Raw genomic sequence first — 23,487 nt, forward strand, 5'->3', positions numbered from 1 at the left:
CGGGTGGGGTCTGTTCCGGCTGTCACAGCGCCTGTCACAGGTCCTGTCACAGCTCGCGTCACAGCCGCGCCGGTTACTGTGCGTGCGTCTCGCGGACGCGCTCCAGAGCGCGGGTGACGTCGTCGTAAGCGCGGTCGCGGGCCGTCTGGGGGAGCGTGTCGAGCTCCCCGCGCAGCCGGTCGAAGATGACCGCGGCGACCATGTCCGGGCCCTCCTCGCGGGCCTCTTCCAGGCGCCGGCCCCAGTGCTCGGCGCGGCGGGCGAGCTTCTCCGCGCGCTTGCGGCGCAGCGGCTTCTTGCGCTCCGGCGGGTTGTTCCACGGGCCGGTGGCAGGGTTGTCGTTCACCTGCGGGTTTGGCCTCCTTCCAGACAGATGGCGTGGCAGGGTGAGTGCCGGCGCTTCGGCGCCTTCACCGCGCTCCCGAGGCGGGCTGAACGTCTCGGGGGCCGGTGGAACCGGCGAAGCAGTCCGTTCGCGCAGGTCAGTGCCGCTTTCGCCGGTGCGGCGGACGGTCGTGTACGGCCTGGCCGTGCGCGGGGCGGGCGGGGCCGCCTGCGGTCCGGTCGGTCCGCTCAGCAGGTGAGGTACTTGTCCGCGTCCTCGGGGCGCAGCAGGCCGGCCTCCTTGAGCAGCCGCACCGCGCGGTCCCGGTTGACGTTGAGCTGGGTACGGACCCGGGAGACGTTGACGAAGCCGTCCTTCTCGCGCGGCAGGGCCCGTACCTCACCGAGCAGTTCGGCGTCGGTCCGTACGGGCGTACCCGTACCGGTACGAGCCGTACCAGCCGTTCCGCTTGTACGCGGGCGGGCACTCGCCGGACCGGTACGCGCAGCGGAGGCGCTCTCCGCCCGGTCCGTACGGGCGGAGACCGTACCCGTACGCGTCCCGCCGGCGAGGGCCGCCGTACCGGTGTGACCGTGGGCGGCCGTACCAGCAGGCGACGCGCCGTCAGCACCGCCTTGTACGGTGCTTGTACGGTCGGTGTACGCGCTGCTCACGGCCGCATCCACCCCGGCCGGGGCCGGGGTGGAACGGTGGCTGTGTACAGGCTGCGTACCAGCACCGTCCGGCGCGGTGCGAGCCAGCGGCGTACGAGCCGGTGCGCCGTACGAGTCCGTACCGGACGGGCTCGTACGCGCATGCTCGACGTGGGCCGGAGCACCGGTACGGGCCGCCGTACCGGTACGCGGCGGCGTTCCGCTTCCCGTCTCCGTACCACCGGCCGTACCCGTGTGGTCCGTACCGGTGTCGTGCATGAGCGTGTGGACGCGCCAGATGACGGCCACGAAGATCAGCACGACGAAGGTCGTCAGCTGCCACGGCGCCGACTGGCCCTCCTTGACGAGGTGGGCCTGCTCGGACAGGTGGTAGGTGACGTTGGCCGACGCCATCAGCGCCAGGGCATACGGAATGTCCTTCTTCGCGCGGAACGCGGTGACGCAGTACACGTCGATGCTCACCGGCAGCAGCGGGGCGACATAGGGGTGGATGCCGACCATGCGGGCCAGCTCGTACTCGCCGGATGCGGCGAGCCCGACGCCGGCCGCCAGCGCCACCCACGGCGCCGTCTTCCACGCCTTGCGGCTGAGGTTCTGGTGCCAGCCACGCCACCGGGAGGCGGACCGCTTGGCCTCCCGCGCCTCCTCCAGCATCCGGTGGGCCCGGGCCTCATCGGCCTGCGCCCGCTCCGTGATGCCCCGGGCCTTCTTCTCCGCCTCGGCGACGATGCGCTCGGCCTCCTTCCGGGCGGCCTCCCGCAGCTGCACCGCAACGGTCTTGGCCTCGTCCCGCAGCCGCTCACGCTGCTGGTCGCAGGCCGCCTTGAGCCCGGCGAGCTCGTCCTCCAGGACGCGGCCCTTCTTGGCGGCCTCGGCGTCGAACGCCTCGGTGAGCTCGCGCAGCTGCGTACGCAGAGCCGCGCGGGCCTGCTCCGCCTCGGTGTGCGCGGCAGCCACCGCCTGCTCGGCCTCACGGCGCCGGGCAACGGCCGCCTGCACCGCGTCCGCATACAGCTGCTCGGCCTCCGCCCGGCGGGCGTCGTACTGCGCGGCCCCCGCCTGCGCGAGCTGAGCCGACCGCTCACCGGCCTGCTCCACTTCCTGCTGCGCCGCGGCCACCAGCTGGCCGGCCTGCTGCTGGGCGCGGGCCAGGATCGCGCCGGCCTCTTCCTGCCGCTGGTGGACCAGCTTGCCGAGTTCGGCCAGGTCTGCCTCGGCCAGGCGGCGCAGCTCGGCGACGGCCCTACCGGTCGCCTCGCGGTCCGCGGCCGCCAGGCCGGCGAGTTCGGCCACCTGAGCCTGCGCCTCCGCAACGAGCCCCGCGGCACGGCTGCGGGCCTCGGTCACCAGCCGGTCGGCCTCGCCGCGCGCGGCCTCCAGTTCGGCCTCGGCCGCCGAGCGGACCGCGGCGGCGTCCTGCTCGGCACGACGGCGCAGGGCGCCGGCGCTGCCGTCCGCCTCAGCGAGCAGGCGCTCGGTCTCCTCCCGCGCGCCGGCCAGCCGCCGTTCGGCCTCCTGGCCGGCGTCCGTGAGGCGGTCACCGGCTGTCTGCTCGGCCCGTGCCAGGCACGCGGCGGCATCCGCGGTGGCCTGCTGACGGAGGCGGACGACGGCCTCGGCCGCGCCGTCCAGGATGTCCGCCGCCCGGTCCCGGGCATCGGCGGTGCCCTCCTCCTGGGCGAGCGCGGCGTCGGCCGCCGCATCCAGCAGGTCGGCGGCCCGGTCCCGGGCATCGGCCACCGTGGGCTCGGCCTCCTCCCGCACCACCAGCCTCACTGCCTCGGCAGCCGGGGCCGGCGCGGCAGGGGAGGTGCGGGGCGGCGCGCCGCGCCGTGGTCTTCTTCGCCGGAGTCGTCTTCTTGCGGCTCCTGGTACGCGTGGCGGCCACGCCGCCTCCTTCCGTACAAGGCCGCAGCCCCGGATGCCGGGGCTGCGGCCGGTGGTGAGGTGGGTCAGCGCGGGCCGGGCAGCGCCGGCCGGCCGGTCTGCTGCGCCGCCTGCTGCTGGGTGAGCCAGGCCACGGCGGCCGCCGCCAGCTGCTCCGGGTCCGCCAGCGGCGCGGTGTCGATGTCACGCATCGCGTCCTCGGGCGGCAGCAGCCGCATGTACTGCGCCCGGGCCCGCGCGACCGGCGGCACCCCGGCAACCAGCGGCGCCAGCTCGTAGGCCGCGGCGCCCCCGGAGACGGTCCACAGGTCCGCGATGCGGTAGGCGTTGGTGTGGCCGGGCAGGCCGGCCCAGAACCGGTCGGGGCTGCGGTACAGGACGTAGTCACCCACCCGGAACACGGTGGACACGGCGGTGGAACGGGTCTGCGGTGCGGTACTCATCAGCAACTCCTTGAAGGTGCGCCCGGAGGCGTACAGCACGCGGCGGGCTCAACGGGACAGCAGCACCGCGATGATGATCAGGGCCGGGCCGACCATGCCGAGCAGGTAGATGAAGCGCATAGGTTTCCTCCTTTGCCGAGTGCGATCTCATGGGTCCGGGCTGGCCGGCTCTCCGTCACCGCGAAACCCCGCCGGGCGGACCGGGCGGGGCTTCGCGGATCAGGCAGCCGTCAGAGGCCGTTGGGCTCCAACGCGAAAAACAAGATGTTGGCGCCGCGCAGCAGCGAGTCCTGCCGGGCGGCTTCCTCCAGGAGCCCCCGCAGCACGTCATCGCGCGTCCACTCCGGCGGCACGCTGAGCGTCCCGTGCCGCGTGTTGTTGCCGATCCCGCCGCCGGGGGCGGGGAACTGCAACGTCAGGACGTAGTGCCACTTCTTGCTGGCCAGGCTGGTCACCGTCATGGCGTGCCTTCCGGGTCGGTGATACGGGAACGGCACGGTCGGCGGCCGCGCCGCATACGGGCAAGGAGAGATCAGTGCCGGACGGGGCAGTGCGTGAGGTAGTCGTCCACACGCAGGCCACAGACCCAGCAGGTCCAGCGCAGCACGGCCAGGCCCCGGACACGCCGGGCGGCCTGGCGGGCCCCGGTCACCGGGCGCCGTCCTGACTGCGGCGGGTACCGTTCCGGGCGTCGGCCTCCCGGGCCAGACGTAGGAAAAGATCGGCCTGCTCGGTCTGGCGCTGTTCCGCAGACCGTACGGCCGGCTCGGGGGCGGGCTCGTGCTTCATGCCGCACGCCCCCAGCCGTTGCTGGCGCGGCGCGCCGCGACCGCGGCAGCCAGTTCGGACCGGGCCACCTCCACCGGCCCGGTCGGCTTGAGGGCGTGTGTGACACGCGCCGCCGCCTGATTGACCGCCCGGCGCTGCTCCGCGGCCAGCCGGTCCGCAGCCACAGCCCTCGCCAGCCGGACCTCCTGCTCCCGGGCCAGGTACCCCAGCTCCTGCGTGGTCAGCCCGGCGCGCACCATGTCGTCACCGCGGCCGATGTCACCGTCGCCCTCGCGCAGCGCCAGCTCCCGGCACTGCTCAAGGACGGGGCAGCCGGTGCAGTACCGGCGCAGGTACGCCGCGCGGAGGTGCCAGGCAGCCAACTTCTCGCCGTCGCCACGGAACCACAAGTACTCAGCGGGCTCGTCCGTGCTGTTGTCGGGGTTCTCCGCGCAGCGCGCGGAGGTATCGACGGCGGCCTGTAGGGCCGGCCGCCGCATCGCCTGGGCCTGCGCGGCGGTCACTGCCATGATGGTCACGGGTCGCGTTCCTCTCGCTAGGGGTGTCCGGCCTGCCGACGGCCCCGGAGCTCCACCTCCGGGGCCGTCTCTGTACTGGCCTCTCGTCGCCGAGCGGCCACGGCTGTCCCCGTCCAGCAGTACGAACGGGAACAACCGTGATCGTTCGTCGCGCTACCGCCTACGCCGTCAGGCGCCGCTCTGCCTCGGTCAGCTCCCAGATCCGCTCGGCGATCTCCCGCCGCTGCGAACGCGACAGGTGCGTGCCCACGAGCTTCTGGCGTGCCGCGGTCAACTGCTCGCGGACCTGCTGAAGCACGACGGCGACCGGGACAGCGGGGTTCTTGCCGGTGCCCGTGGTTCCCGTCATGTACGACCGGTAGGCCAGGTCTGCGACGACCTTGCTGCCCTCGACGTGGCGGCCGACGATGATGCGGCCGCTCGCAGCGGCCGCCGCGTAAACCGGACTCGCGGCCTCCAGCGTGTGCTCATAGGTCTCGAAGTCGGCGGCGGACCAGGTGGTGCTGTCGCCATGTACGGAACGGAAAGCGTCCGGAGTTTGCATGGTGATCGTTCCTCTCGGTTCGGCGGCAGGCCTTACGCCGCGGTGCCCCAGCTGCTGCGCATGCGGTCCGGTGCTTCGCGCACCAGGTGGTCGGAGGTGCTCCACACCGATCCGACGACGAACGGCTCACCGCCCGCGCGCAGCACGTCGCGGACGATCAGCGCCCACTGCGCGCTGTCCCGCCGCAGCAGCGCACGGGCCTCGGCAGGGTCGGTGACCACCGACAACACCTCGAAGGCGCCATCGGTGTTCTGGTAGATCGTGCCCCTGCGACGCGGGCCGATCTGCGCGTCGACCTCCTGCCGCAAGGCATCGGCCGTCGCGGGGAGGAGCTGCGCCGTGGCAGGGGCGAGCGGCTGTGCGATGCTGAACGTCATCTGGGCTTCCCAAGTGGTCCAGTGCGTGAGATCAGCCCCCGGGGAGTGCGATTCCCCGGGGGCTGCCGGCTGCCGTACGGACAGCCACGGCCCCTGGCCACCCCACGATCGGGGTGGCCAGGGGCCGTGGTCGTTCGTCTCGGTGCGAGGATCAGACGCCTGACGCGGCCGAGTTCCTCCTCGCGTACCGCTCTGCCAGTTCGGCCTGGCGCCGTTCGTACGCCTCCACGTCCTGCGGCTCCAGCGGAAGCTGGGGACCGCGGAACTCAGAGAGCGATTCCCGAATGCGCTCCGCGCGCTGGGTGTCGGCCGCCCGCACCTCCGGCAGCACCACGGTCCACTCGGCCGCCCGCTTCGCGGCGGCCGCCGCGGCGTACTGGCGGTCGAACCGCCTCCGCTCCCGGGCGAAGAACTCGCGCACAGCGCGGCGCTTGGGCTCCTGACGGAGCAACCGGAGGTAGGTGACGGCCAGGCGCTCACCGTCGCGGCAGGGCAGCGGATCACCGTCGCGGCTGGTGACCTCGCGCTGGCATGCGGCGCACTGCTGCTGGTGCTGCCGGAACGCCTTGCGGACCTGCTCCGCGCTGAGCGGCGCGGGCGTGACCTGACTGGCGGCCGGGACGGGCTTCACCTTCGGCTTGGGCAGCACCTTGGTGGCGCGGCGGGACACGGTGGTCGGGACCGCCTCGATCAGCCTTGTACGCCACGCGTCGACCGCGATGTCGATGGTGACCTGCCGGTTGCTGCCGGGAGAGCAGCGGCGCGGCGCGGCGGTGCCGGCGCGGCCGACGTGGTGCGGGACCAGCTTCGGGGTGCCCAGCATCCCGGTGATCGGGCACCAGCAGGAGCAATCGGGGCACTTCAGGTGCTCCTTGCCCGGAGTCAGGTCGATCTCGTTGGCCTTGAGGTCGGAGGCGACGATCGCCGGGCGATGGTTGACCGCCTTGGTGCGGGTCTTCCGGTGGCGCTTCCGGGCCGTCGGCATCGTGGACGTCGTGGTCATGGAGGCTCCCGTGTCGGAGGGGGAGGGAGGGGTGCGTCGCGGTGCTCTCTCCGCCCGTCAGGCCACACGAGTCGATCCCGGCGTCCTGACGCGCGGACAACGCATCTGCGCTGCGACGTGCAGCAGGAGCCAAATCAGCCAGGGGCTGACCCGGGGGATTTGGTGGAGCTATCGACCCCGGCCCTCCCCATCAGGGGAAGGGGCATCCTGCGATGGTGCGATCAGAAGGCCACCCTCGGTGACCTCGCTGAAGGTGCCTCCAGCTAGGCAAATCTCTCTAGGGAGGTCAATAGTCTCTATAGAGAAACCTAGAGAGGTTGCGTCTGCTTGCAGGAGGCGTGGCCGTCGGCCGCGCACCCCCGTACGATCTGCTCTATAGAGAGACAGGGAGATGCATGAGTCACGAGCCGAGCCCCGCACAGCCCAAGTACCGGCGCATCGCCGATGAACTGAGGGCTGCGATCAAGAGCGGGCAGTACCGGGCAGGTGACCGCCTTCCTGGCGAGAACGCTCTGGCGGCTGACCACGAAGTCGCCCCGATGACCGTGCGGCAGGCGCTTGCCCTGCTGAGAAGCGAAGGCCTCGTGGAGTCCCGCAAGGGGTCTGGCGTGTATGTACAGCCCTTCAGCCCTATCCGACGTCACGGAATCCCGCGGCTCGCGCGTGACCAGTGGAACTCCGGGAAGACGATTTGGTCTGCCGACGACGCTCGTTCGCCTGGTATCGACCAGGTCTCCGTCACAGAAAATGCCACTGCGCCGGAGCACGTCAGAAATGTTCTGGGTCTCCGCCCCGACGAGAAGGTCTGCGTGCGAGGGCGGCGTTACATCATGGATGCCCGCCCAGTCATGCTCGCCACGTCGTTCCTGCCCCAGGCCCTCGTGGCCGGCTCCCCCATCACGCAGGCTGACACGGGACCGGGTGGCATCTACGCACGGCTTTCGGATCTTGGCTACGCCCCAGCGCATTTCCGTGAGGAGGTTCGAAGCCGCACGCCCTCCGATGAGGAGGCAACGCGTCTGTCCATCCCCGCTGACCGCCCCGTGCTCAAAGTAGTGCGTACCGCCTTCGACGCCGACGGACGAGCGGTTGAGATCAACGAGATGACGCTCGACAGCGCCTCGTACATCCTCGAGTACGCCTTCGACGCCTGAGGGAGCTCGATGCTGATACTTGCCGCTCACACTGCCTCCTCTGACCTGCGGGGTTGCGGTGACCATCACAGCGAGTTGGGCGACTTGACGACATCACGAGTCCCGTCCGCAATCTCGATCCGCGGATTTGACATTCGCGTTGCGCGCGCCGACTTCGAGGGCGAACTGTCCGTCCGGACACGTCCGCCGCTGACCGCCAACAAGGTTCCGGCTAACTGGGGTTAGAGGAGAGGCTCCGGTGTAGAACTGCTGTGGAAGCAGCGTGGAAATTGCACTCGTCTCGGCTGGCCGAGCATCTTGAGGAGGTGTGTAGTGATCACCGTGAGCGAGTGGACGGGTGAGGACGCCCTGCTGCTGCGGTCGGTGAAACGTGAGTCCGTCCGCGAGTTCGCCCAGCGCCTGGGTATCGATCCTCGTACGGTCACGTATTGGAAAAACAATCCGTCGAGCGTGTGCCGCCCTGGGACGCAGCAAATCCTCGACATGGCTCTCACGCAGTGCACCGCTGAAGAACAAGAAGCGTTCCGCGTACGCTTGGCTGCGCTGCACGGCGAGACCGCGCTCGGTGAAGCTGTCGCAGCCCGTCCAGCTCCATGCATGGTCGTCTCACACAAGTTCCTGCCGGTGTACCTCGGCGGTACCCGTACGGCTCCCTTGTACGCCGCTGGCACGTTGCGCCCTTCCGGCCCTGGAGGACTTGAGCAGCGATTACTGCCCGGCCGCCATCGCTCGGCGCACTCCTCGACAGTGCACGTCTACGCATGCGGTGTGGTCGTCGTGCACCTGGAAGAGCATCGCCGGGTGGAGTCGCTGACGGAGCTGGCTGTGTGGAGGTACCAGTCCTATCTCAAGGACCGAGTTTGGGCCGGACAACTGCTTCACGAGCTTCTTGAGGAGCACGTTGGGAGTGAGAGCAGCGCTGGGCTCGCACCGGAGTATGTCCTGTCCGCGTACGAGTTGCGGGAGCACTCCTGGCAGGGGCCAGGGCTGGAAACAGCTCTGCAGTTGCTGACTACGCCGTCGGTGCTGGTGAATCGGCAGGCTCCGGAGAATGTGAAGCCGCTGGGGCCCGGGGTCGAAGACGCCAAATTCGCCAATGGCTGGACACAGCCGGAGGCCGTCGTGTTCGGCGGCGGGGTGTCCCGAGGAGTGGCTGGCTGGTCGGGTGTCGCTTATCACCCGCAGCGGGACGAGCGGGCGCTAACCATGAGCGAGATCGTCGCCCTAGAACTCGACACACAGGCGCTCTGGGCTTTGTCGTCACACATCCTGCACATGATTGAAGACGGCAAGGACCCGGTGATGCCGGAGCCGTACGGCTGGCGGTATCTGCGCGGCGCGTACTCCCGCCTTACTGCTGCCCGGCCAACGGAGACCGCGCAGCATCGCGTCATGCGTGAGGCGATCTTGGCTACAAGCGAGCTTCCCGATCGGCTGCGGGCCGCGCAGGATGCTCTACGGGACGGCAACCCCTGACAGCTAGAAAGGTGGACCGGTGGACCCTCGCACGACGGCTCTCATCGTCATTGACGTGCAGAACGGCTTCGTCAACCAGCACAGTCGAGACGTAGTCCCAGCGATCGTGCGGCTGGTGAAACGCTGGCAGGAGGCTCGTGCTCCCGTTGTGTTCGCCCGCTTCCGCAACGAGCCGGGATCGCCTTACGAGCGGATCACTGGGTGGACTCGGCTGCGCACGGCAGAGGAGCAGGCCCTGGTCGATGAGCTCGTACCGTACGCGACACAAGCTACCGCAGTAATCGCGAAAGGCCAGTCGAGCGTGTTCACCGAAGAAGGCGCCCGGCTCATCCAGAATTCAGGGTGGAGCGACCTGGTGCTTTGCGGAATAGACACTGACTCCTGCGTTTATGACTCCGCCGTTGCCGCCTACCAAAAAGGCTACCGCCCCTGGATCGTCACTGACGCCTGCGCTTCCACTGGCGGGCCGGAATACCACGATTCTGCACTGCTCATGGCAGCCCGAAATATCAGTCCGGACCAACTTGTCACGAGCCAAGCAGTACTGGAACGAATCACACAGAAGGGGGCCTGCGCATGAACGCGCCGTCGTACGACACCGATCTGTTGGTCGTCGGCGCGGGGCCGGCTGGAGTGGCAGCCGCAGTCATGGCAGCCAGTCTGGACATGCGCAGCACCGTAGTAGAGGCCGAGCGAGTGGGTGAGAAGCTGCACCGCATTGACGCCCTGGAGAACGTCCCTGGTGCCTGGTCCGCCGGACCCCAACTGGCCGATGCACTGTCTCAGGACTTGGCCCGTCTTCAGCAGGTAGGACGGTGCACCGTTGTGAAGGCCAGGTGCACCGCAGTCGCCGGTCACAAGGACCATGCCGAGCTGGAGTTGAACGATGGAAGGAAACTGACCGGGCGCGCCGTGATTATCGCCACGGGGGTTACGGAGCTTCTGCCCGCAGATGTGAGCTGGATTTCAGCCCCTAACGAATTTTCTCCTGCCCCGCTGTGGAGGTCCACTCCGGGCAGCCTCGCCGGACGTACTTACGTGTTAGGTGGAGACAGGCCACTCGGGACATGGCTGCGTGCCCACTTTGAGATCCACAAGCAATTGTATGTGCTGTGCCCGCCAAGCGACGACTACAAGACGGCAGAGATCGTCCATGACGAAAGGGTGCATCTGGTGCCCGTCTCCCATATCGCCATCGAGACTCCCTCGTATGGATCAGCCTGGACGGTGCGTGTAAAGGACCGGAGAGGCGCAGAGAAGGCGTACAGCATCGACACGTTGGTCAATAATTTGGGGACCAAGCCCGCAGCAATCCCCGGCACGCACCAGGACCAAGACGGTTACTGTCCTCCCCACCTGCAACATCCCCGGGTCCTGACCGCAGGAGACATCCGATCAGGACGGTTCCAACGCATCATCACCTCGCAGGGGTCGGGTGCCGAGGCTGCGCTGTCTCTGTACTACGACCGGGCGCTGCCGCGCTCATGATCCGAAGATTTGCCGCATCACGGACCGACCTGCTGGAACCAGGCTGCGAGCTGCCACGCCATTTCCACGCCGCTGCCACACCCGCTCCTCTCATCCGGCGGGCCCCAGCCGGATGCTGAGGGCTCTCGTACAGGTCGTGAACGGAACCGGCTCGGACGTTCACTCGGATCGAGGCAAGGTAGGAGGTTCGAGCCGTGCAGCAGGAAGTCCTCAAGGCGTTCCGTTTCACGCTGGATCCTCGTCCTGCCCAAGTGGAAGTGCTGCTCCGGCACGCCGGCGCAGCGCGGTGGGCGTTCAATCACGCGCTGGGGATGAAGGTCGCTGCCCACAAGGAGTGGCGGTCCCAGGTCCAAGCGCTCGTCGACCAGGAGGTGCCGGAGGCGGAGGCGCGGCGGCGAGTGAAGGTGCCGGTGCCGTCGAAGCCTCAGATCCAGAAGCACCTGAACCTGATCAAAGGCGATTCGCGGAAGGGTGACCTGCCGGAGGGTGCGCTGGGGCCGGAGCGGCCGTGTCCGTGGTGGCATGAGGTGAACACGCACGCGTTTCAGTCGGCGTTCATCGATGCGGACCGGGCGTGGCAGAACTGGCTCGGCTTTGTGGCTGGGAAGCGGGCTGGCCGCGCGGTGGGCTATCCCCGGTTCAAGAAGAAGGGCCGCTGTCGGGATGCGTTTCGGCTGCATCATGATGTGAAGCGGCCCGGGATCCGGCCCGTGGGGTACCGCAGGTTGCGGCTGCCGACGGTGGGTGAAGTGCGGCTGCATGACTCCGCGAAGCGTCTCGTGCGGCTGCTGGATCGTGGCCGTGCGCAGGTGCAGTCGGTGACTGTCTCGCGGGGTGGGCACCGCTGGTATGCGTCGGTGCTGTGCAAGGTTGTCGTTGAGCTGCCCGGCAAGCCGACGAAGGCCCAGGCCCAGCGCGGCACCGTCGGTGTCGATCTCGGGGTGAAATACCTCGCGGCCCTCTCCCAGCCCCTTGATGCGAACGTGCCGGAGAGCCGGTTCGTGGACAACCCGCGGCACCTCGTCAGGGCTGAGAAGCAGCTCGCGAAGGCCCAGCGGACCCTGTCCCGGACGCAGAAGGGCTCGGCGCGCCGGCACAAGGCACGGTGTCGGGTCGGCCGCCTGCACCATGAGGTGGCGGTGCGGCGGGCCACGGTGCTGCATGCGATGACCAAGCAGCTCGCGAGCCGGTTCTCGGCGGTGGCGGTGGAGGACTTGCACGTCGCTGGGATGACCCGTTCCGCCCGCGGCACCGTCGAGGCCCCCGGCACGCGGGTCCGCCAGAAGGCTGGGCTGAATCGGGCGATCCTCGACGCCGCGCCTGGTGAAGTCCGCCGACAGCTCATCTACAAGACCCGTTGGTACGGATCGAAGCTCGCAGTCCTGGACCGCTGGTTCCCCTCCAGCAAGACCTGCTCCGCGTGCGGATGGCAAAACCCACGCCTGACGCTCGCGGACAGGACGTTCCACTGCGGCGGCTGCGGGCTGTCGACGGACCGGGACGAAAACGCGGCCCGGAACATCGCCCGCCATGCCGTCGTCGCAGACGATTCACCTGTCGCCCCTGGTAGAGGGGAGACACAAAACGCCCGTGGAGCACCTAACCCGGCCGGCCTCAAGGCCCGCCGTCAGGGCGCGTCGAAGCGGGAAGGCACCGGCCCACCCGGGACAGTGCCACCTCAGCGGAGCAATCCGCTGACGCTCCCCGACCCGCATGGTCAACAACCAGCAAAGCACCCGTAGACATGCAGGTCACGAAGGGCACAGCCCGTACACGCGAGGAGCGACCGCATGTCTTCGGTGAAGGGCTGCGGGCGTTCGTGCACAGCCCGTACACGCGAGGAGCGACCGGAGGTCTTGCTCGCTGACCTCCTGGTCATCGGGCACAGCCCGTACACGCGAGGAGCGACCGGAGGCGAAGGCACATGTTCGGGCCACCCCGAGCCGCACAGCCGGTACGCGCGAAGACCTGGGCGGATGTCACGGAGCGAGAGGGGGTGCAGCAAACAGATGAGTAAGGTGTGGAGGCTTCGAAGGCTCCACCTCGCCGGTCTTCTCGCCGGGTTCCGCTCCGAGGGCGTGGAGGGCGGCTTGCAGGGTGGGTTGGTTGGGCGACCAGTCTCGGGGGATGGTGAGGCGGAGCCGCTGCTGGGGCTCTTGCCCGATGCGTTTGGGGCGGCAGTCGAGTACGGGTACGAGTCCGTACTCGGTCCGGTGCAGGAGTACGGGGCGGCCGGCGCTGACCATGGTGATGAGTTCCTGGCGTGCGATGGGGCCGAGGGTCTGCTCGCGGGGGCGTCGTTTGTCGCGTCGGGTTCCGGTGACGACGAGTCCGTCGAGGGTCTCGGCGAGGGCGGCCCACTGTGGGTGGTAGTCCGCGGCCGGGTCGAAGGTGTCCTGGTAGGTGAGGAGTTCGCTGCCGGTGGGGAGTGCGGCGCGGATGGTGTCGATGCGGTGCTGCCAGCTGGGGCGTGTGAGGAATTCGGGGGTGCGCTGAGGTACACGCGGGCGGGGGTTCCGGGGCTGCGGCCGGCTGCGATCTGGTGCATGGCGCGTACGTACCCGCGGCGCCGGGCGGGCGTGGCGTAGCTGGTGATCGGCTGGTCGGGCGTGTCCATGGTGATCATCATGCCGTGGGTGGTCGCGGGGCGGGGGTGAGGCCGCCGGTGAATGTGGAGTTGTCGGTGTGTCAGGAGCCTACGGGGGCGCGGCGACACGGTATGCGGTGGGTTCCCTGTGGGGGGCGCGGTAGGGGTAGAGTGATCTCGAATATCCCCTATACAAACTTGAGCCCCGCAGCCTTAGGCAAGCTGCGGGGCACCACGCGACCTAAAGGCATAGGAGGTCACGTCGTGGTTCAGGGTACCCGTACCCTCCGACAGGCACACACCAAGGCACCCGCCGTAGCAGCGATGTACGAGATGTCGCTCCGGCTGGGTGCCTTGTCTGCTCTTCCGCACCGGTCCGTGTGCGGGCACACCGCTTTCGCGGAGGTTGAGATGAGTTAGGTCTGCTGGGCGGCCTTGCCGCCCTGGCCGCTGGGTGTTGGCGCACCCGCTGCGGCCTTCATGTCACGGCCCGGTTTGGCGACCGGGCCGGGGCCCTGATCAGACGGTTGGCGCCGGCTGATCGGCCGAAACTCAGGTTCTCCCCAGAACCAGCCCCACCGAAGCGGGGCTTTGTCATACCCACTCTCCTAAGAGAGAGGCGTTCCCATAATGCAGCATCGCGCTGCCCAAGGCCAGCAGCTCCACGCCCGGATGGCGTGGAGCGCGCCACTCCAGCCTGCGAAATGCCACTTTTGTCCGGTCGTGCGGTCGGTTTTCGCTGCGGCACCGCGCGCGGCGGCCGTACGGGCCGCGGCCGGGTCCCGTCGGCACGGGCGGTGCCGCCAGAGTCCGCGGGCGGTGGTCCGGCCGGCCGGTCCGGCAGCGGCTCCGGTACCGCGGCGTTCCCGCCTGGCGGGACCGGTTCGCAAGACGGTGATGCGCGGGGCGGGAGCGGCGGCTCGCGGACCTCTGTCCACAGGTGGGCCGGGTGAGGGTCGGCAGATGACGACCTTGACCTGCTTCTTTCCAACTCTGACCTCATCCGTCGCGCGTCGGCCGGTGTCGGTGCGGCTGTCCGTGGTGGCGGGGGTGTGCCGGTGAGTGCCGTGGCGGTGGAGGCCGCTGGGTGGGTGCCGGGGCAGCGGCGTCGGCTGCGGGCCGTGCCGGGCCCGTCGGACCCGCAGCCGGACCCGCAGCCGGGCCCGCCTGTTGAGCTGGGGCTGGGGAATCCGCTGCTGCTGACGAAGGCGACGCAGGAGCGGCTGCTGGCCGCGGTGCGTGCGCTGGTGGATGATCCGGCGCTGGCGGGTGCGTCGTACGGGGCGCGGCTGGGGGCGGTGGTGCTGGTGGCGAAGGCCAGCGTCCGCCGCGGGCACCGGACGGTGATCCAGACGCGGGAGCTGGGCCGGTGGCTGGGGATGTCGCGGGAGCAGGTGGCGCGCACGGTGCTGCCGGAGCTGCGGCAGGCCGGGAGGCTGGATGACCACGAGGTGCAGGATGCGTCGGGGAATGCGGCGCTGGAGTGTGCGGTCGTGCCGCTGGTGCGGGCGCAGGAGGCGGGGGAGCGGCGGCATCCGCTGGCGTTGTCGCGTTCGGAGCTGGCGGTGCTGCTGGCGTTGTGCGAGGCGCTGTTCGCGCCGGGCTGGGGCGGAAAGAAGCGAGGGCTGCTGGCCGGGCGGAGCGGCAAGGGCGGGGCGATGGACCGGCTCGGGCTGCTGCTGATGGTGCTGTCGACGGGGCCGTCGGGCCGGCTGCGGCTGTGCCCGGGGACGGTGCGCGGTGGCCGGGGGCGTCCGGCGGCGACCATGGCGCGGCTGCTGGGGTGTTCCGGCGATGCGGCGGCCCGGCTGCTGAACCGGCTCGAGGGTGCGGGGCTGGTGCAGAGCTCGCGGAGGGAGACGGTGGCGCGGATGCGTGGCCGTGGCCGGGTGTGTGTGGTGCCGGTGGCGAAGGCGCGGGGCCGTCGTACGGGCCCCGGACGGCCCTGCGGCGGGGAGAACGCCGGGATTCGGGACCGCGCGGATACGTCACACGGAGATCTTGGGCCTGCGGGGCAGGGCGGATTCTTTGGGGCTGCTGGGGTTTCCGAGCCTGTGGAGGCCCCGGAGGCGGTTTTCCGGGACCGCGCGGATGCTTCACACCTTCACGCAGTTCACGCTTCTGGGGCAGTTGAGGATGGGGATAGTGCGGGTGCTTGTGGGTTTTCCGGCAAAGGCCGTGGTGGGTCCGGTCGTCGGCCGGAGCGCGCGGGCGCGGGCGAGGAAGCGCCGCCGTCGGCTGTCCTCCCTCGGCCTCGGCGCACGTCTCCCCCGGTGCGGGGGAGCGCGCTGCGCGCGGACCAGCCCACCCCTTCTTCCCGCCCTGCCCGTTTGTCCTGCCTGGGCCCGGTCCTGAGCCGACGTGTTCCGCAGGTGGCCGGGCTGCTCGACAGCGTCGTTCCGTCGCCCAACGGCTACCAGTGCGAACGGCTGGCCCGTGTGGTGCGGGGCCTGCTGGCCGGGGGTGAGGACGACGCGATGATCGCGTTCCGCCTGCGGGAGCGGCTGGAACCGCTGGCCACCGGTGACGCGGACCGGCCCTACGCGTTTCGCCGTGACGGCCTGTCGTGGGCGCTGACCGTCGGCCTGCCCTACACGCCCGGCGGCCTGACGACGCTGCCGTGCTCCCGCCGCGGCTGCCAGGCCACCGTGAGGGCCAGGGCCACCGACACCGTCCGGTGCGACGACTGCGAGCTGGCGGTGGTAGAACGCAAGCACGCCGCCGCGGCCCGGCAGGCAGCAGCAGCACCGCGGCCTGAGACGCCCTGCAGCCGGTGCGGCAAGCCGGCCACCGCCGGACTGTGCGGGGTGTGCTGGGCCGATGAGGAGACCGAGGCCCTGGTCACGCAGGCCGTCGCGCTGGCGGCCGCCGGCTGCGGTGAGCCCGACGACCCCGGGATGACCGCGGCGCTGGCCGGCATGGCCGAGCAGGAGGCCCGTTCCCGTATCCAGGACGCGCGCGCCCGTCTCGCCTCCGCCGGCGGAACCGACGAGGTGGTCGCCCTTCAGGCCCGGCTGACCGCGCAGTCCGTCGTCCACGAATTCCGGGCGACCGCCCTGCTGGCGCTCGGCAACAGCAGCCCCCAGGCCGAAGCCGAGGCCCGCAGCGCCTACGCCGCGCAGATGCGGCGCCGCCACCTTCACCCCAGCGCCGAAGCGGCCCGGCAGGCCGCCCAGGAGGCCGGTGAGGAGGCACGCCACCGTACGGCCGAGTACCTGCTGACCCAGCGCAGCAATGCCTGGCTCGCCGTCCGCGCTTCAGAAGCTGCGGCGCCGGTGCCCGCGGCGCGTTGCGCCGTGTATGAAGCCGGTGCCGCCCGGGCCCGCGCCGCCGGCGCCCCGCGTCCGGCCCGGGACGGCCGTGCCGGACGGCCCGCGGACGCCGGCCGCCTCCTGGTCCGCCCGGAGGTGGATGAACTGCAGGCTGCCGCCGACGCCGAGGAGACCGCACGGCTGCGGGCGCAGATCGCCGCCGAGATGCCCGGCCTGGCCGCCGTCACCGTCGCCCACCACGGCACCGTCTACGACATGCCGCCCCGCCCGGGCGCCGGCCCGGCTGTCCCCCGGGGATGCCAGGATGAGGGCGATGCGCAGAGGGGAATGCCGGTATGAGCCTGGAGCAGCCCGCATGGTTCGCAGACGTCGACGCCTGGTGGGTACCGGCAGTCGGCGAGGAAGTCGCAGCGCGGGTCCGGCCGCTGGGGTTCGACGCCGAGCTTCGCCTGCACGTCGAATGCGACAGCCGGGCCTGGACGATCCAGGTACGGCTGCTCGCGCACCATTTGGCGAAGCGGCTCGACCGGTGCCTTCCACAGCACCAGGTCACCGGCGTGATCGTCCGCCCCTACGCGGTCCCCGTCCCGTTGGTGCTGGAGGAGCACTGGCCCGAACTGGTCGGCGAAGACCTCGGCACGCAGATCCTTCCTCTCCAGCTCTTTCGCCAGGGCCAGGAGTTGTCGACGTTGGCGCTCTCTGCCGAGGCCCGCGATCGCTTTCGTCCGCTGATCCCGGAGGTCCTCGAGGCGATTCGGCGTCTCCTGGGCCCGGACTGCGCCCTGACGAGCATTCCTGTCCCCTCCCTGTATCCGGTGACCGTGGCGGTGACCGCGTCCGAGGACTGGGACGATCCGCACATCATCGACAGCGTGCTGTTCGACACCTGGCACGACGTCACGCAGGTCTACGGCCCGGAGCATTCACTGTGCTTCGAACACACCGCACACAGCCAGGCCGACCGCATCGTCGCCGAGTGGACGGCACACCACGCCGGGCCCTGCCACGACGTCGGACTGACCGCCATGCCACCGGGCGCCGGCGCAGAGACCCTGCGGGCCCGGGAGGAACAACTGATCGCACGAAAGCCCGATTTGTGCCTTGCCTTCCTTGCAGACCCAGCTCACCCCACACACGTCGTGGACTCAGCGCGGGCGGCTTCGATTCCGGTACGGGTCATCACCCCCGCTGAGAAACCCCGTGGGTAGCCGTGTCAGCACCCGCCAACGTGCACGGCGGCGCGCTGCGCCCGAAACCACCGCTACGCTGACCAACTCGCCCACACCGACGCCGGGAGCGCCGCATGAGCACGTTTTTGCGCCCGTCCGCTGACCGGGCCGTCATCCGCTGCGACCAGTGCCCGGGCCAGCCCGTCCTGCCCACCCACCGGGAAGAGACCGACACCCGGCGCTGCGTGCGCTGCCAGGGCGAGCACCGCTGGCTGCCCCAGCCCCACCCCGACGACCACCTGTGCTCCGTGTGCCAGCGCGAGTGCCCCACCTGCCAGGCCCTCACCTCCAACGGCGAGCGCTGCCGCACCTGCCGGGACCGCTGCCGCACCTGCTCCGGGCCCCTGCCCAAGCGCCCCGACTACGCCTCCGGCGTCACGCACGTCGCACCCGAAAAGCGCAAGGACCGCCGCCGCAAGTGGGAGCGCACCTACTTCCCCCGCTCCTGGGACCGCGACCAGTGCGAGGCGTGCCAGACCGCGGCGAGCGCGAAAGACCCCTTGCGCGCGGTACTGGCCGCGCTGCCCGACAAGCTCGTCCTGGCCTGCGGCGGCGCCGTGCCACCCGCCGTCGTCGATCTCATCCACGACGAGCTGCGGCGGCACACCCCGGCCCGGCTCGCCGCCCGCATCGAGCGCCGCTGGTGGAAAAGCTGGGCCGGCCGCCCCCTGCAGCGCAAGGCCGACGGGCACCACGACGGCTACGGGCCCGACGACGTCGCGGTGTGGCTGCTGGTCCCCACCGCTTGCAACGGCCGGTGCGAAGACGGCTGGCACCCGGCCCCGCCGGAGCGCCCCGACCGCGACGACGAACCGTGCACTGTGTGCCGCGGCGGATGGCTGCTCACCCCCGGCGCGACGAGGCCGAGGAAGACGTCGAAGCCGAGGGCCAGTCGGCTGCGGCGCGCACGCTCGCCGACGCCGTCAGCTACCGGCCCCCGCTTCAGGAATGCACTGGCCGTGGAGGAACCTGCGGACGGCCCGTCACACCTCCGCATACCCAGTGCCCCGAATGCCTCGACTGGCCCTGGTGTGTCTGCCGGCGTCGCCGCCACAACCCCGAACAGGCCGCCTGCCCAGCCTGCTCCACGCGGTGACCACGCCGGAGGCCGCTTCCGTGCCGCCAGAACATGCCCGTCCGGCCCACTGACAAAGCGCGCCGGCTGACATCCCTGCCGGGACCAGGCCCGGCAACGAGGGGCCTCTTCGCTTCGCGGCCAGTGGCGTCTTCGCCGCGGTGTCATCCTGAGCTGGGCGCGCCTGGTACCTGCAGCGCGGCATCGTCCGCGCCTCTGACCACGCCGCCTGCCCAGGCTGCGCCACACGGCGAACGGGCTCAGGGCCGTTGCCCTGGGACGACGCGGCGGATGGCACCACGGGTCGGCCTCGAAAAGGGTTCGCTGCGCGGTAGGTTCGCAAGGACGCAGCCTCCAGAATCGGAGACGTAATGACCGAAACCGTTGATGACGTACACGGGGCAGTGAAGACGGTGCCCACCCCGTGGCCCGATCTGACGTCACTCGCCGATCTCAGCTTCCGTCACAAGGTGGGCATCGTCGCGCAGCGCGGTAGCCGGGAAGCCAAGGTCGGCCGGGACGTCGCGGTTCATGCTGCGCGAGCCGGCATCCCCGTGGTTCTGTTCACTGGGTACCCGCCTGCCACGAGGCCTGCGTCGCTTTTCATCGACATGACTCCCGCGCCGACCGCAGCGCATATCAACGTCAGCGCCGAAAGACTCATCTCGGGCCGAAAACCACGTCTCATCGTCATCGAGCGTTACGAACGGCTGAGTCAGGACGCCCCTGAGCCGCAGTGGGACGACGCCCCAGACGATCCCGGCGACGACCCGGCCAGCGAATCGTGGGGAGACCGGCTGATGTGGACGGTCCGCGACATCCGAGTCGAGATTCCCACGCTGTTCACGACTGTCGTCGACCCAGTGCCCGACCTGGCCCGGCCGTTGTTCAAGTGGCTTGACGTCGATCACCCGGCGATGGTGATGACGGACGTCTGCAAGCCGATCCTCGTGGTGGCGCGCACGGGGCCCGGGGTGGTCGAAGCCCGCCTGGAGGTCGATCCGCTTGAATTTCGGACCGGGTCCCTCTTCACCCTGGAGTGGGCGCCGCTGAGCACACAGATGAGGTAGCTGACGAAGTTCCGGCTAACTTCCTTTCGGCCGGGATGCCACACTGCCGAGCCGGGCAGTGCCGTGGCCGAACCCTGCGCGGAGGCTGGGGGCAGGGACGAATGAACGCCGCGCATTTTGCCGAATTGATGCAGACCCTGGCGAGGCGGCCCTGGAAACGCATCAACCGCCACGTCACCGCAACGATGATGCCGCTCCCATAGCCAGGGGCCGACGGCGGCCAGCACTTGGGTGAGTCTGCACCACTCTTGAGAGAAATTCCGCTACACCATGAGTCTCTTCACGGCTATGGAGCAGGAGCACAGGTGAACACGGACTTTCACGTCAGGGCTGCGGCAGTGCTGGGAGCCAGCGGCGGCAGGATCCACTGGCCCTATGGGATGGCGTTGCCGCAGAGGACGAAAAAGTACCGCGAGGACCCGCAAGCATACGAGGAGGCGACCGAGGAGGCACGCAAGCGGCAGGAAAGGCTGGTGCGATGGGCGGAACAGCACGAGCTGAAGCTGAGCGATGCGGGCTGTTGCCCGCACTGGCTGCAGCGGAAGATCAGCCGCCGGTGCCCCAATGTCGCCTACCCCAGTCCGTGCACCCGCTACGGGTCACAAAACGGGGCGCCGGACTACCACTGGCTCGATCATGTGACGAGCTGGCTGAGGAACGGAAGGCCCGCGGTGCTGGCGGCGGCGCCCTACGGTGTGAACTCCGAGGACGAGCAACGGCTCGCATTCTGGGCAAAGCAAGACAGCCGACTGCGCATGACGCGGGGCGACGGCTGGTACGGGTTCAGCACCACCCACCTGATCATGTGGCGTTCCGACCATATTGGGACCGTCAGCCCAGCTTGATTGGCCGCGAATTGCGTCTCGCCCGGTTGTCTGGGGCCGCTAACCTGGCCGTCCGGATTTCAAGGGGTGAGCCAAGCCATGGGTAAGAAGCGCCAGCAGCGTCGGCGGCGGCAGCAGCGAAATGCACGCAAACCTCAGCGGCCTTCCGTAAGCCGGTACCTCATTCCCGGCCCCCGGCGCCCGTTGCTGGAGGTGCACTTCGAGGCGGCGGTGTCCGAGGAGGACAAGGCGCTGTGCCTGTCCTACTGGAATTTCACCGAGCCGGGTGTATGGAGCCACAAGGTGGCCGACCTGGGGTCCAGCGCCCTGGTCGCCCGGACGGTCAGGCAGTCCTGCCATGCCTGCCTGCTGACGCTGCTGTGCCCGCAGTGCACCAGCCCGATCACCGTCAGGTCGCGTTCCGACCTGGCCCACACCCGTCTGTGGCGCGCGGAGGTGTTCCCCCTCGAGGAACAGAACGCCAAGATTCCCTGCGACGGGTGCTACGAGGCCGCAGCCGAAGCGCGTCGCCGAGCGGAGGCACGCGAGGCCGAGGAGCAGAAGAAAGCCAGGCAGCGCTCAAAGGAGGAGCAACGCCAAGCGGCTCAGGCCCGCGTCGCCAGCGCCGAAGCATGGCTCGCGGGCCACCGCAGCCTTCCCCTCCCCGAAGATCCCCCCTCGGTCCGGGACACGCTGGCTCTCCTGACCATGATCGACATCATGGAGCGGAAGGACAAGGACACCTTCGGCCCTCTCAGCGACCTCACCTACGACCTTGGGACATCTCTGAGCGCCGATGTGGAGACGCTGACGGACCTTCACCAGAAACGGTGGATCGCCCCTGCCCTGCCTGCGACCACCGGCGACTTCAGGTTCCGCGACGACAACACCGTCAGCGGCGTCCACGCCGAGACCATCCCGTGGCGGCTCGCGCCCGCCCTGGGCACCGATGCTCTCCAGGCCCGCCGGACGACCGCCGACACCTTGCGCCGCCTGCTGTTCGAGCGCACGGCCGAACTGGAAGAGGCTGCCCAGGAGCTCGACACCGTCACCGCCGTGCTCTACCTGGACAAACTCCTGACCCACAGATACGACGAGGAACCAATCCCGGACCACCGCCTGCAGGAGGCCGTCGACACCTTCCGCACGGCGCTGCGCGACGGCTTCTCCTTCGGCCACCTCCTCTCGGTCGCCTGGAGCGCCACAGCCAGCTCGGTAGCCTGGGGCCAGCGCACCCAGGGACTCCGGCCAGGCAGTGTGGGGTCGGCTTCGGTGACCAATCTCGGCCGACGCTTCGGCTACGCCAAAGACCGCCCGGTGCCCGAGTACGACCTGCCGCACTACGTGACTCCCCCGGCGACGCGGGCGACGGTGGTGCGGTTGCTCGAACAGCACGGCGCGGAGCACAAGTCCCTGCACCAGTTCCGGTCCCTGCAGCAGGCAATCGGCTCCCGGGAGACAGAAGCCTTCGAACTCGACGGTGACCTCGCTGAGGGGACGGACACAGACGTGCCGACGGCGGCCGGCACCTTCTCCGCAGACCCTGCCGGCCTGCTCGACGGACCGCCATCTGCCAGCAAGCAGGCACCGCCCATCACGTACGTGCTGGTGACTGCGGACGGCGCCCTGGAGACCCGCAGGGAAAGCCTGGAACTGATGAAGGAAAAAGTAGGCACGGCCGGTGCCGGCATGGTGGACAGGATCCTCATCAGCGAACCACCCACAGTGAACGCCTATGTCGGCGCACTCGTACCCCGGTCAAAGGAGACCGCGAACCCGGTGGCTGATGAGATGCTCTGGCTGCTGGGCTGCCACAGCGGGCTGTGCTTCGGCGCCATCGTCTTTTTCGCTGTCGGCCCGCACGGCGGTCTTCCCCGCAGCCTGGACGATGAACAGCAGGACATGCTGTGCGCCGCCCATCAGGTAGCCCAGACTCGTGAGGCCGCAGCCACCCGTTGACGGAAGGCCGCGTGTCGTACTGCCCATGCGAGCACGCCGGGAGCGGAACCACTACGTTCCCCGGCGTGAACGTACACAATTCCGGCATCCGTCTCAGCTTTCCGGACGACACGCTGGTCGCCCATTTCACGGAGTGGGACGGCTCTCGGATGACAACGAAATTCCGCACCCGCCCGGCCGCCCAGGTACAGCGGCCCAAGCCCGGCACCTGTGGCGCCACGTCGAAGACCACGCCGTGGCCGTGCGAGTGGCGAGTTTCGCCAAACAGCCCGTGCCCTCACCACGGCCCCGGCCACGAGGACAACCGGTGCGGTGCCACCACCGGCAAGAGCTCCGAATGTCGATGGAACCTGGCAGTACGCGGCCCATGCCGACGGCACCCCAGCTCCTGGGAACGGTTCGCCGTCCTGGTACGCCAGCGGGAGGAGGCCGAAGCCGCTCGGCGCCAAGCCGAGGCCGCCGAGCGCCAGCGTGAGGAGGAGGCGTACTGGGAAGAAGTGCTGAGAGGACCGTGCGAGTACTGCGGAGCTGATGAAGGGGCATCTTGCTTGTCAGCCGGCCAGCCGACGGAACACGTCCATCGCGTTCGCCGCGACCTCGCTCATCACAAGAAGCAGGCCGCGGTCAGTCCCTGCTCGTCCTGCGGAGCCGCGATCGGCGAACTGTGCCGCACCGCCCGTGGGAAGACGCCGTCGTCTGTCCACTCGCACCGTGCCCAAGAAGCACAGCGTCACGGTGTGCGTTGAGGCCGTCCGCTGCACACGCGCAAAAGCGCCGACCGCCTTGGTTCGCA

General features: G+C 69.7%; 19 protein-coding genes. 11 read left to right on the forward strand and 8 right to left on the reverse strand.

The features are described 5' to 3' along the window. Positions 1-73: 73 nt before the first annotated feature. The 8 genes from ACEXOX_RS47515 to ACEXOX_RS47550 all read right to left on the reverse strand — a co-directional run bounded on the left by ACEXOX_RS47515 (position 74) and on the right by ACEXOX_RS47550 (position 6,560). Entirely contained in the window at positions 74-346 is a 273-nt protein-coding gene (locus tag ACEXOX_RS47515; protein WP_406526954.1) for a hypothetical protein, read from the reverse strand. A 227-nt stretch (positions 347-573) separates the two neighbouring features. Further along, positions 574-2,766, reverse strand: coding sequence for a hypothetical protein (locus tag ACEXOX_RS47520; protein WP_406526953.1), 2,193 nt, complete (start codon positions 2,764-2,766; stop codon positions 574-576). A 185-nt stretch (positions 2,767-2,951) separates the two neighbouring features. Beyond that, positions 2,952-3,329, reverse strand: coding sequence for a hypothetical protein (locus tag ACEXOX_RS47525; protein ID WP_406526952.1), 378 nt, complete (start codon positions 3,327-3,329; stop codon positions 2,952-2,954). Between the two features lie 230 nt (positions 3,330-3,559). After that, on the reverse strand, positions 3,560-3,790 hold the full coding sequence (locus ACEXOX_RS47530) for a hypothetical protein (protein ID WP_406526951.1): 231 nt from the start codon (positions 3,788-3,790) through the stop codon (positions 3,560-3,562). Positions 3,791-4,114: 324 nt separating this feature from the next. Further along, positions 4,115-4,636: a hypothetical protein gene (locus ACEXOX_RS47535; protein ID WP_406526950.1), complete on the reverse strand. Its 522-nt coding sequence runs from the start codon at positions 4,634-4,636 to the stop codon at positions 4,115-4,117. Between the two features lie 160 nt (positions 4,637-4,796). Continuing rightward, on the reverse strand, positions 4,797-5,180 hold the full coding sequence (locus tag ACEXOX_RS47540) for a hypothetical protein (RefSeq protein WP_406526949.1): 384 nt from the start codon (positions 5,178-5,180) through the stop codon (positions 4,797-4,799). A 32-nt stretch (positions 5,181-5,212) separates the two neighbouring features. Next, positions 5,213-5,557 (reverse strand): hypothetical protein, encoded by a 345-nt coding sequence (locus ACEXOX_RS47545; protein ID WP_406526948.1) that lies wholly within the window; start codon positions 5,555-5,557, stop codon positions 5,213-5,215. Between the two features lie 151 nt (positions 5,558-5,708). Next, entirely contained in the window at positions 5,709-6,560 is an 852-nt protein-coding gene (locus ACEXOX_RS47550) for a hypothetical protein (RefSeq protein ID WP_406526947.1), read from the reverse strand. A gap of 395 nt (positions 6,561-6,955) precedes the next feature. On the opposite strand from ACEXOX_RS47550, the gene ACEXOX_RS47555 reads away from it, so the two are divergent. The 11 genes from ACEXOX_RS47555 (at position 6,956) to ACEXOX_RS47605 (ending at position 22,694) form a co-directional block, all read left to right on the forward strand. Continuing rightward, positions 6,956-7,714 carry a GntR family transcriptional regulator gene (locus tag ACEXOX_RS47555; RefSeq protein WP_406526962.1) on the forward strand — a complete coding sequence of 253 codons (759 nt, stop codon included), beginning with the start codon at positions 6,956-6,958 and terminating at the stop codon, positions 7,712-7,714. A 312-nt stretch (positions 7,715-8,026) separates the two neighbouring features. Then, entirely contained in the window at positions 8,027-9,190 is a 1,164-nt protein-coding gene (locus ACEXOX_RS47560) for an XRE family transcriptional regulator (RefSeq protein WP_406526946.1), read from the forward strand. A 19-nt stretch (positions 9,191-9,209) separates the two neighbouring features. Further along, positions 9,210-9,770 (forward strand): isochorismatase family cysteine hydrolase, encoded by a 561-nt coding sequence (locus tag ACEXOX_RS47565; RefSeq protein WP_406526945.1) that lies wholly within the window; start codon positions 9,210-9,212, stop codon positions 9,768-9,770. Then, positions 9,767-10,678, forward strand: a complete 912-nt coding sequence (locus ACEXOX_RS47570) for an FAD-dependent oxidoreductase (RefSeq protein ID WP_406526944.1) — start codon at positions 9,767-9,769, stop codon at positions 10,676-10,678. Before ACEXOX_RS47565 ends, ACEXOX_RS47570 begins: the two co-directional genes overlap by 4 nt. Positions 10,679-10,872: 194 nt before the next feature. Beyond that, complete coding sequence (locus ACEXOX_RS47575; protein ID WP_406526943.1) at positions 10,873-12,420, forward strand: RNA-guided endonuclease InsQ/TnpB family protein; 1,548 nt, start codon at positions 10,873-10,875, stop codon at positions 12,418-12,420. Between the two features lie 1,903 nt (positions 12,421-14,323). Next, on the forward strand, positions 14,324-16,876 hold the full coding sequence (locus ACEXOX_RS47580) for a hypothetical protein (protein ID WP_406526942.1): 2,553 nt from the start codon (positions 14,324-14,326) through the stop codon (positions 16,874-16,876). Next, the gene (locus ACEXOX_RS47585) at positions 16,873-17,745 is read left to right on the forward strand and encodes a DciA family protein (protein WP_406526941.1); all 873 of its coding nucleotides are present in this window, start codon (positions 16,873-16,875) and stop codon (positions 17,743-17,745) included. The genes ACEXOX_RS47580 and ACEXOX_RS47585 overlap by 4 nt, the downstream gene beginning before the upstream one ends. 95 nt (positions 17,746-17,840) lie before the next feature. Next, positions 17,841-18,932 (forward strand): hypothetical protein, encoded by a 1,092-nt coding sequence (locus ACEXOX_RS47590; RefSeq protein ID WP_406527178.1) that lies wholly within the window; start codon positions 17,841-17,843, stop codon positions 18,930-18,932. 280 nt (positions 18,933-19,212) lie between these two features. Continuing rightward, positions 19,213-19,911, forward strand: coding sequence for a hypothetical protein (locus tag ACEXOX_RS47595; protein WP_406526939.1), 699 nt, complete (start codon positions 19,213-19,215; stop codon positions 19,909-19,911). Positions 19,912-20,216: 305 nt separating this feature from the next. Continuing rightward, the gene (locus ACEXOX_RS47600; protein WP_406526938.1) at positions 20,217-20,756 is read left to right on the forward strand and encodes a hypothetical protein; all 540 of its coding nucleotides are present in this window, start codon (positions 20,217-20,219) and stop codon (positions 20,754-20,756) included. Beyond that, entirely contained in the window at positions 20,757-22,694 is a 1,938-nt protein-coding gene (locus ACEXOX_RS47605) for a hypothetical protein (protein WP_406526937.1), read from the forward strand. The last annotated feature ends 793 nt before the right edge of the window (positions 22,695-23,487 follow it).

Origin of the sequence: Streptomyces sp. Ac-502 (assembly GCF_045222935.1) — a bacterium.
GTDB lineage: Bacteria > Actinomycetota > Actinomycetes > Streptomycetales > Streptomycetaceae > Streptomyces > Streptomyces monomycini.

Coding starts and splice junctions, on each gene's coding strand:
- ACEXOX_RS47530 (WP_406526951.1), bottom strand. CDS start 3,790: ATGACGGTGACCAGCCTGGCCAGCAAGAAGTGGCACTACGTCCTGACG.
- ACEXOX_RS47525 (WP_406526952.1), bottom strand. CDS start 3,329: ATGAGTACCGCACCGCAGACCCGTTCCACCGCCGTGTCCACCGTGTTC.
- ACEXOX_RS47540 (WP_406526949.1), bottom strand. CDS start 5,180: ATGCAAACTCCGGACGCTTTCCGTTCCGTACATGGCGACAGCACCACC.
- ACEXOX_RS47570 (WP_406526944.1), top strand. CDS start 9,767: ATGAACGCGCCGTCGTACGACACCGATCTGTTGGTCGTCGGCGCGGGG.
- ACEXOX_RS47595 (WP_406526939.1), top strand. CDS start 19,213: ATGACCGAAACCGTTGATGACGTACACGGGGCAGTGAAGACGGTGCCC.
- ACEXOX_RS47585 (WP_406526941.1), top strand. CDS start 16,873: ATGAGCCTGGAGCAGCCCGCATGGTTCGCAGACGTCGACGCCTGGTGG.
- ACEXOX_RS47550 (WP_406526947.1), bottom strand. CDS start 6,560: ATGACCACGACGTCCACGATGCCGACGGCCCGGAAGCGCCACCGGAAG.
- ACEXOX_RS47545 (WP_406526948.1), bottom strand. CDS start 5,557: ATGACGTTCAGCATCGCACAGCCGCTCGCCCCTGCCACGGCGCAGCTC.
- ACEXOX_RS47590 (WP_406527178.1), top strand. CDS start 17,841: ATGAGCACGTTTTTGCGCCCGTCCGCTGACCGGGCCGTCATCCGCTGC.
- ACEXOX_RS47555 (WP_406526962.1), top strand. CDS start 6,956: ATGAGTCACGAGCCGAGCCCCGCACAGCCCAAGTACCGGCGCATCGCC.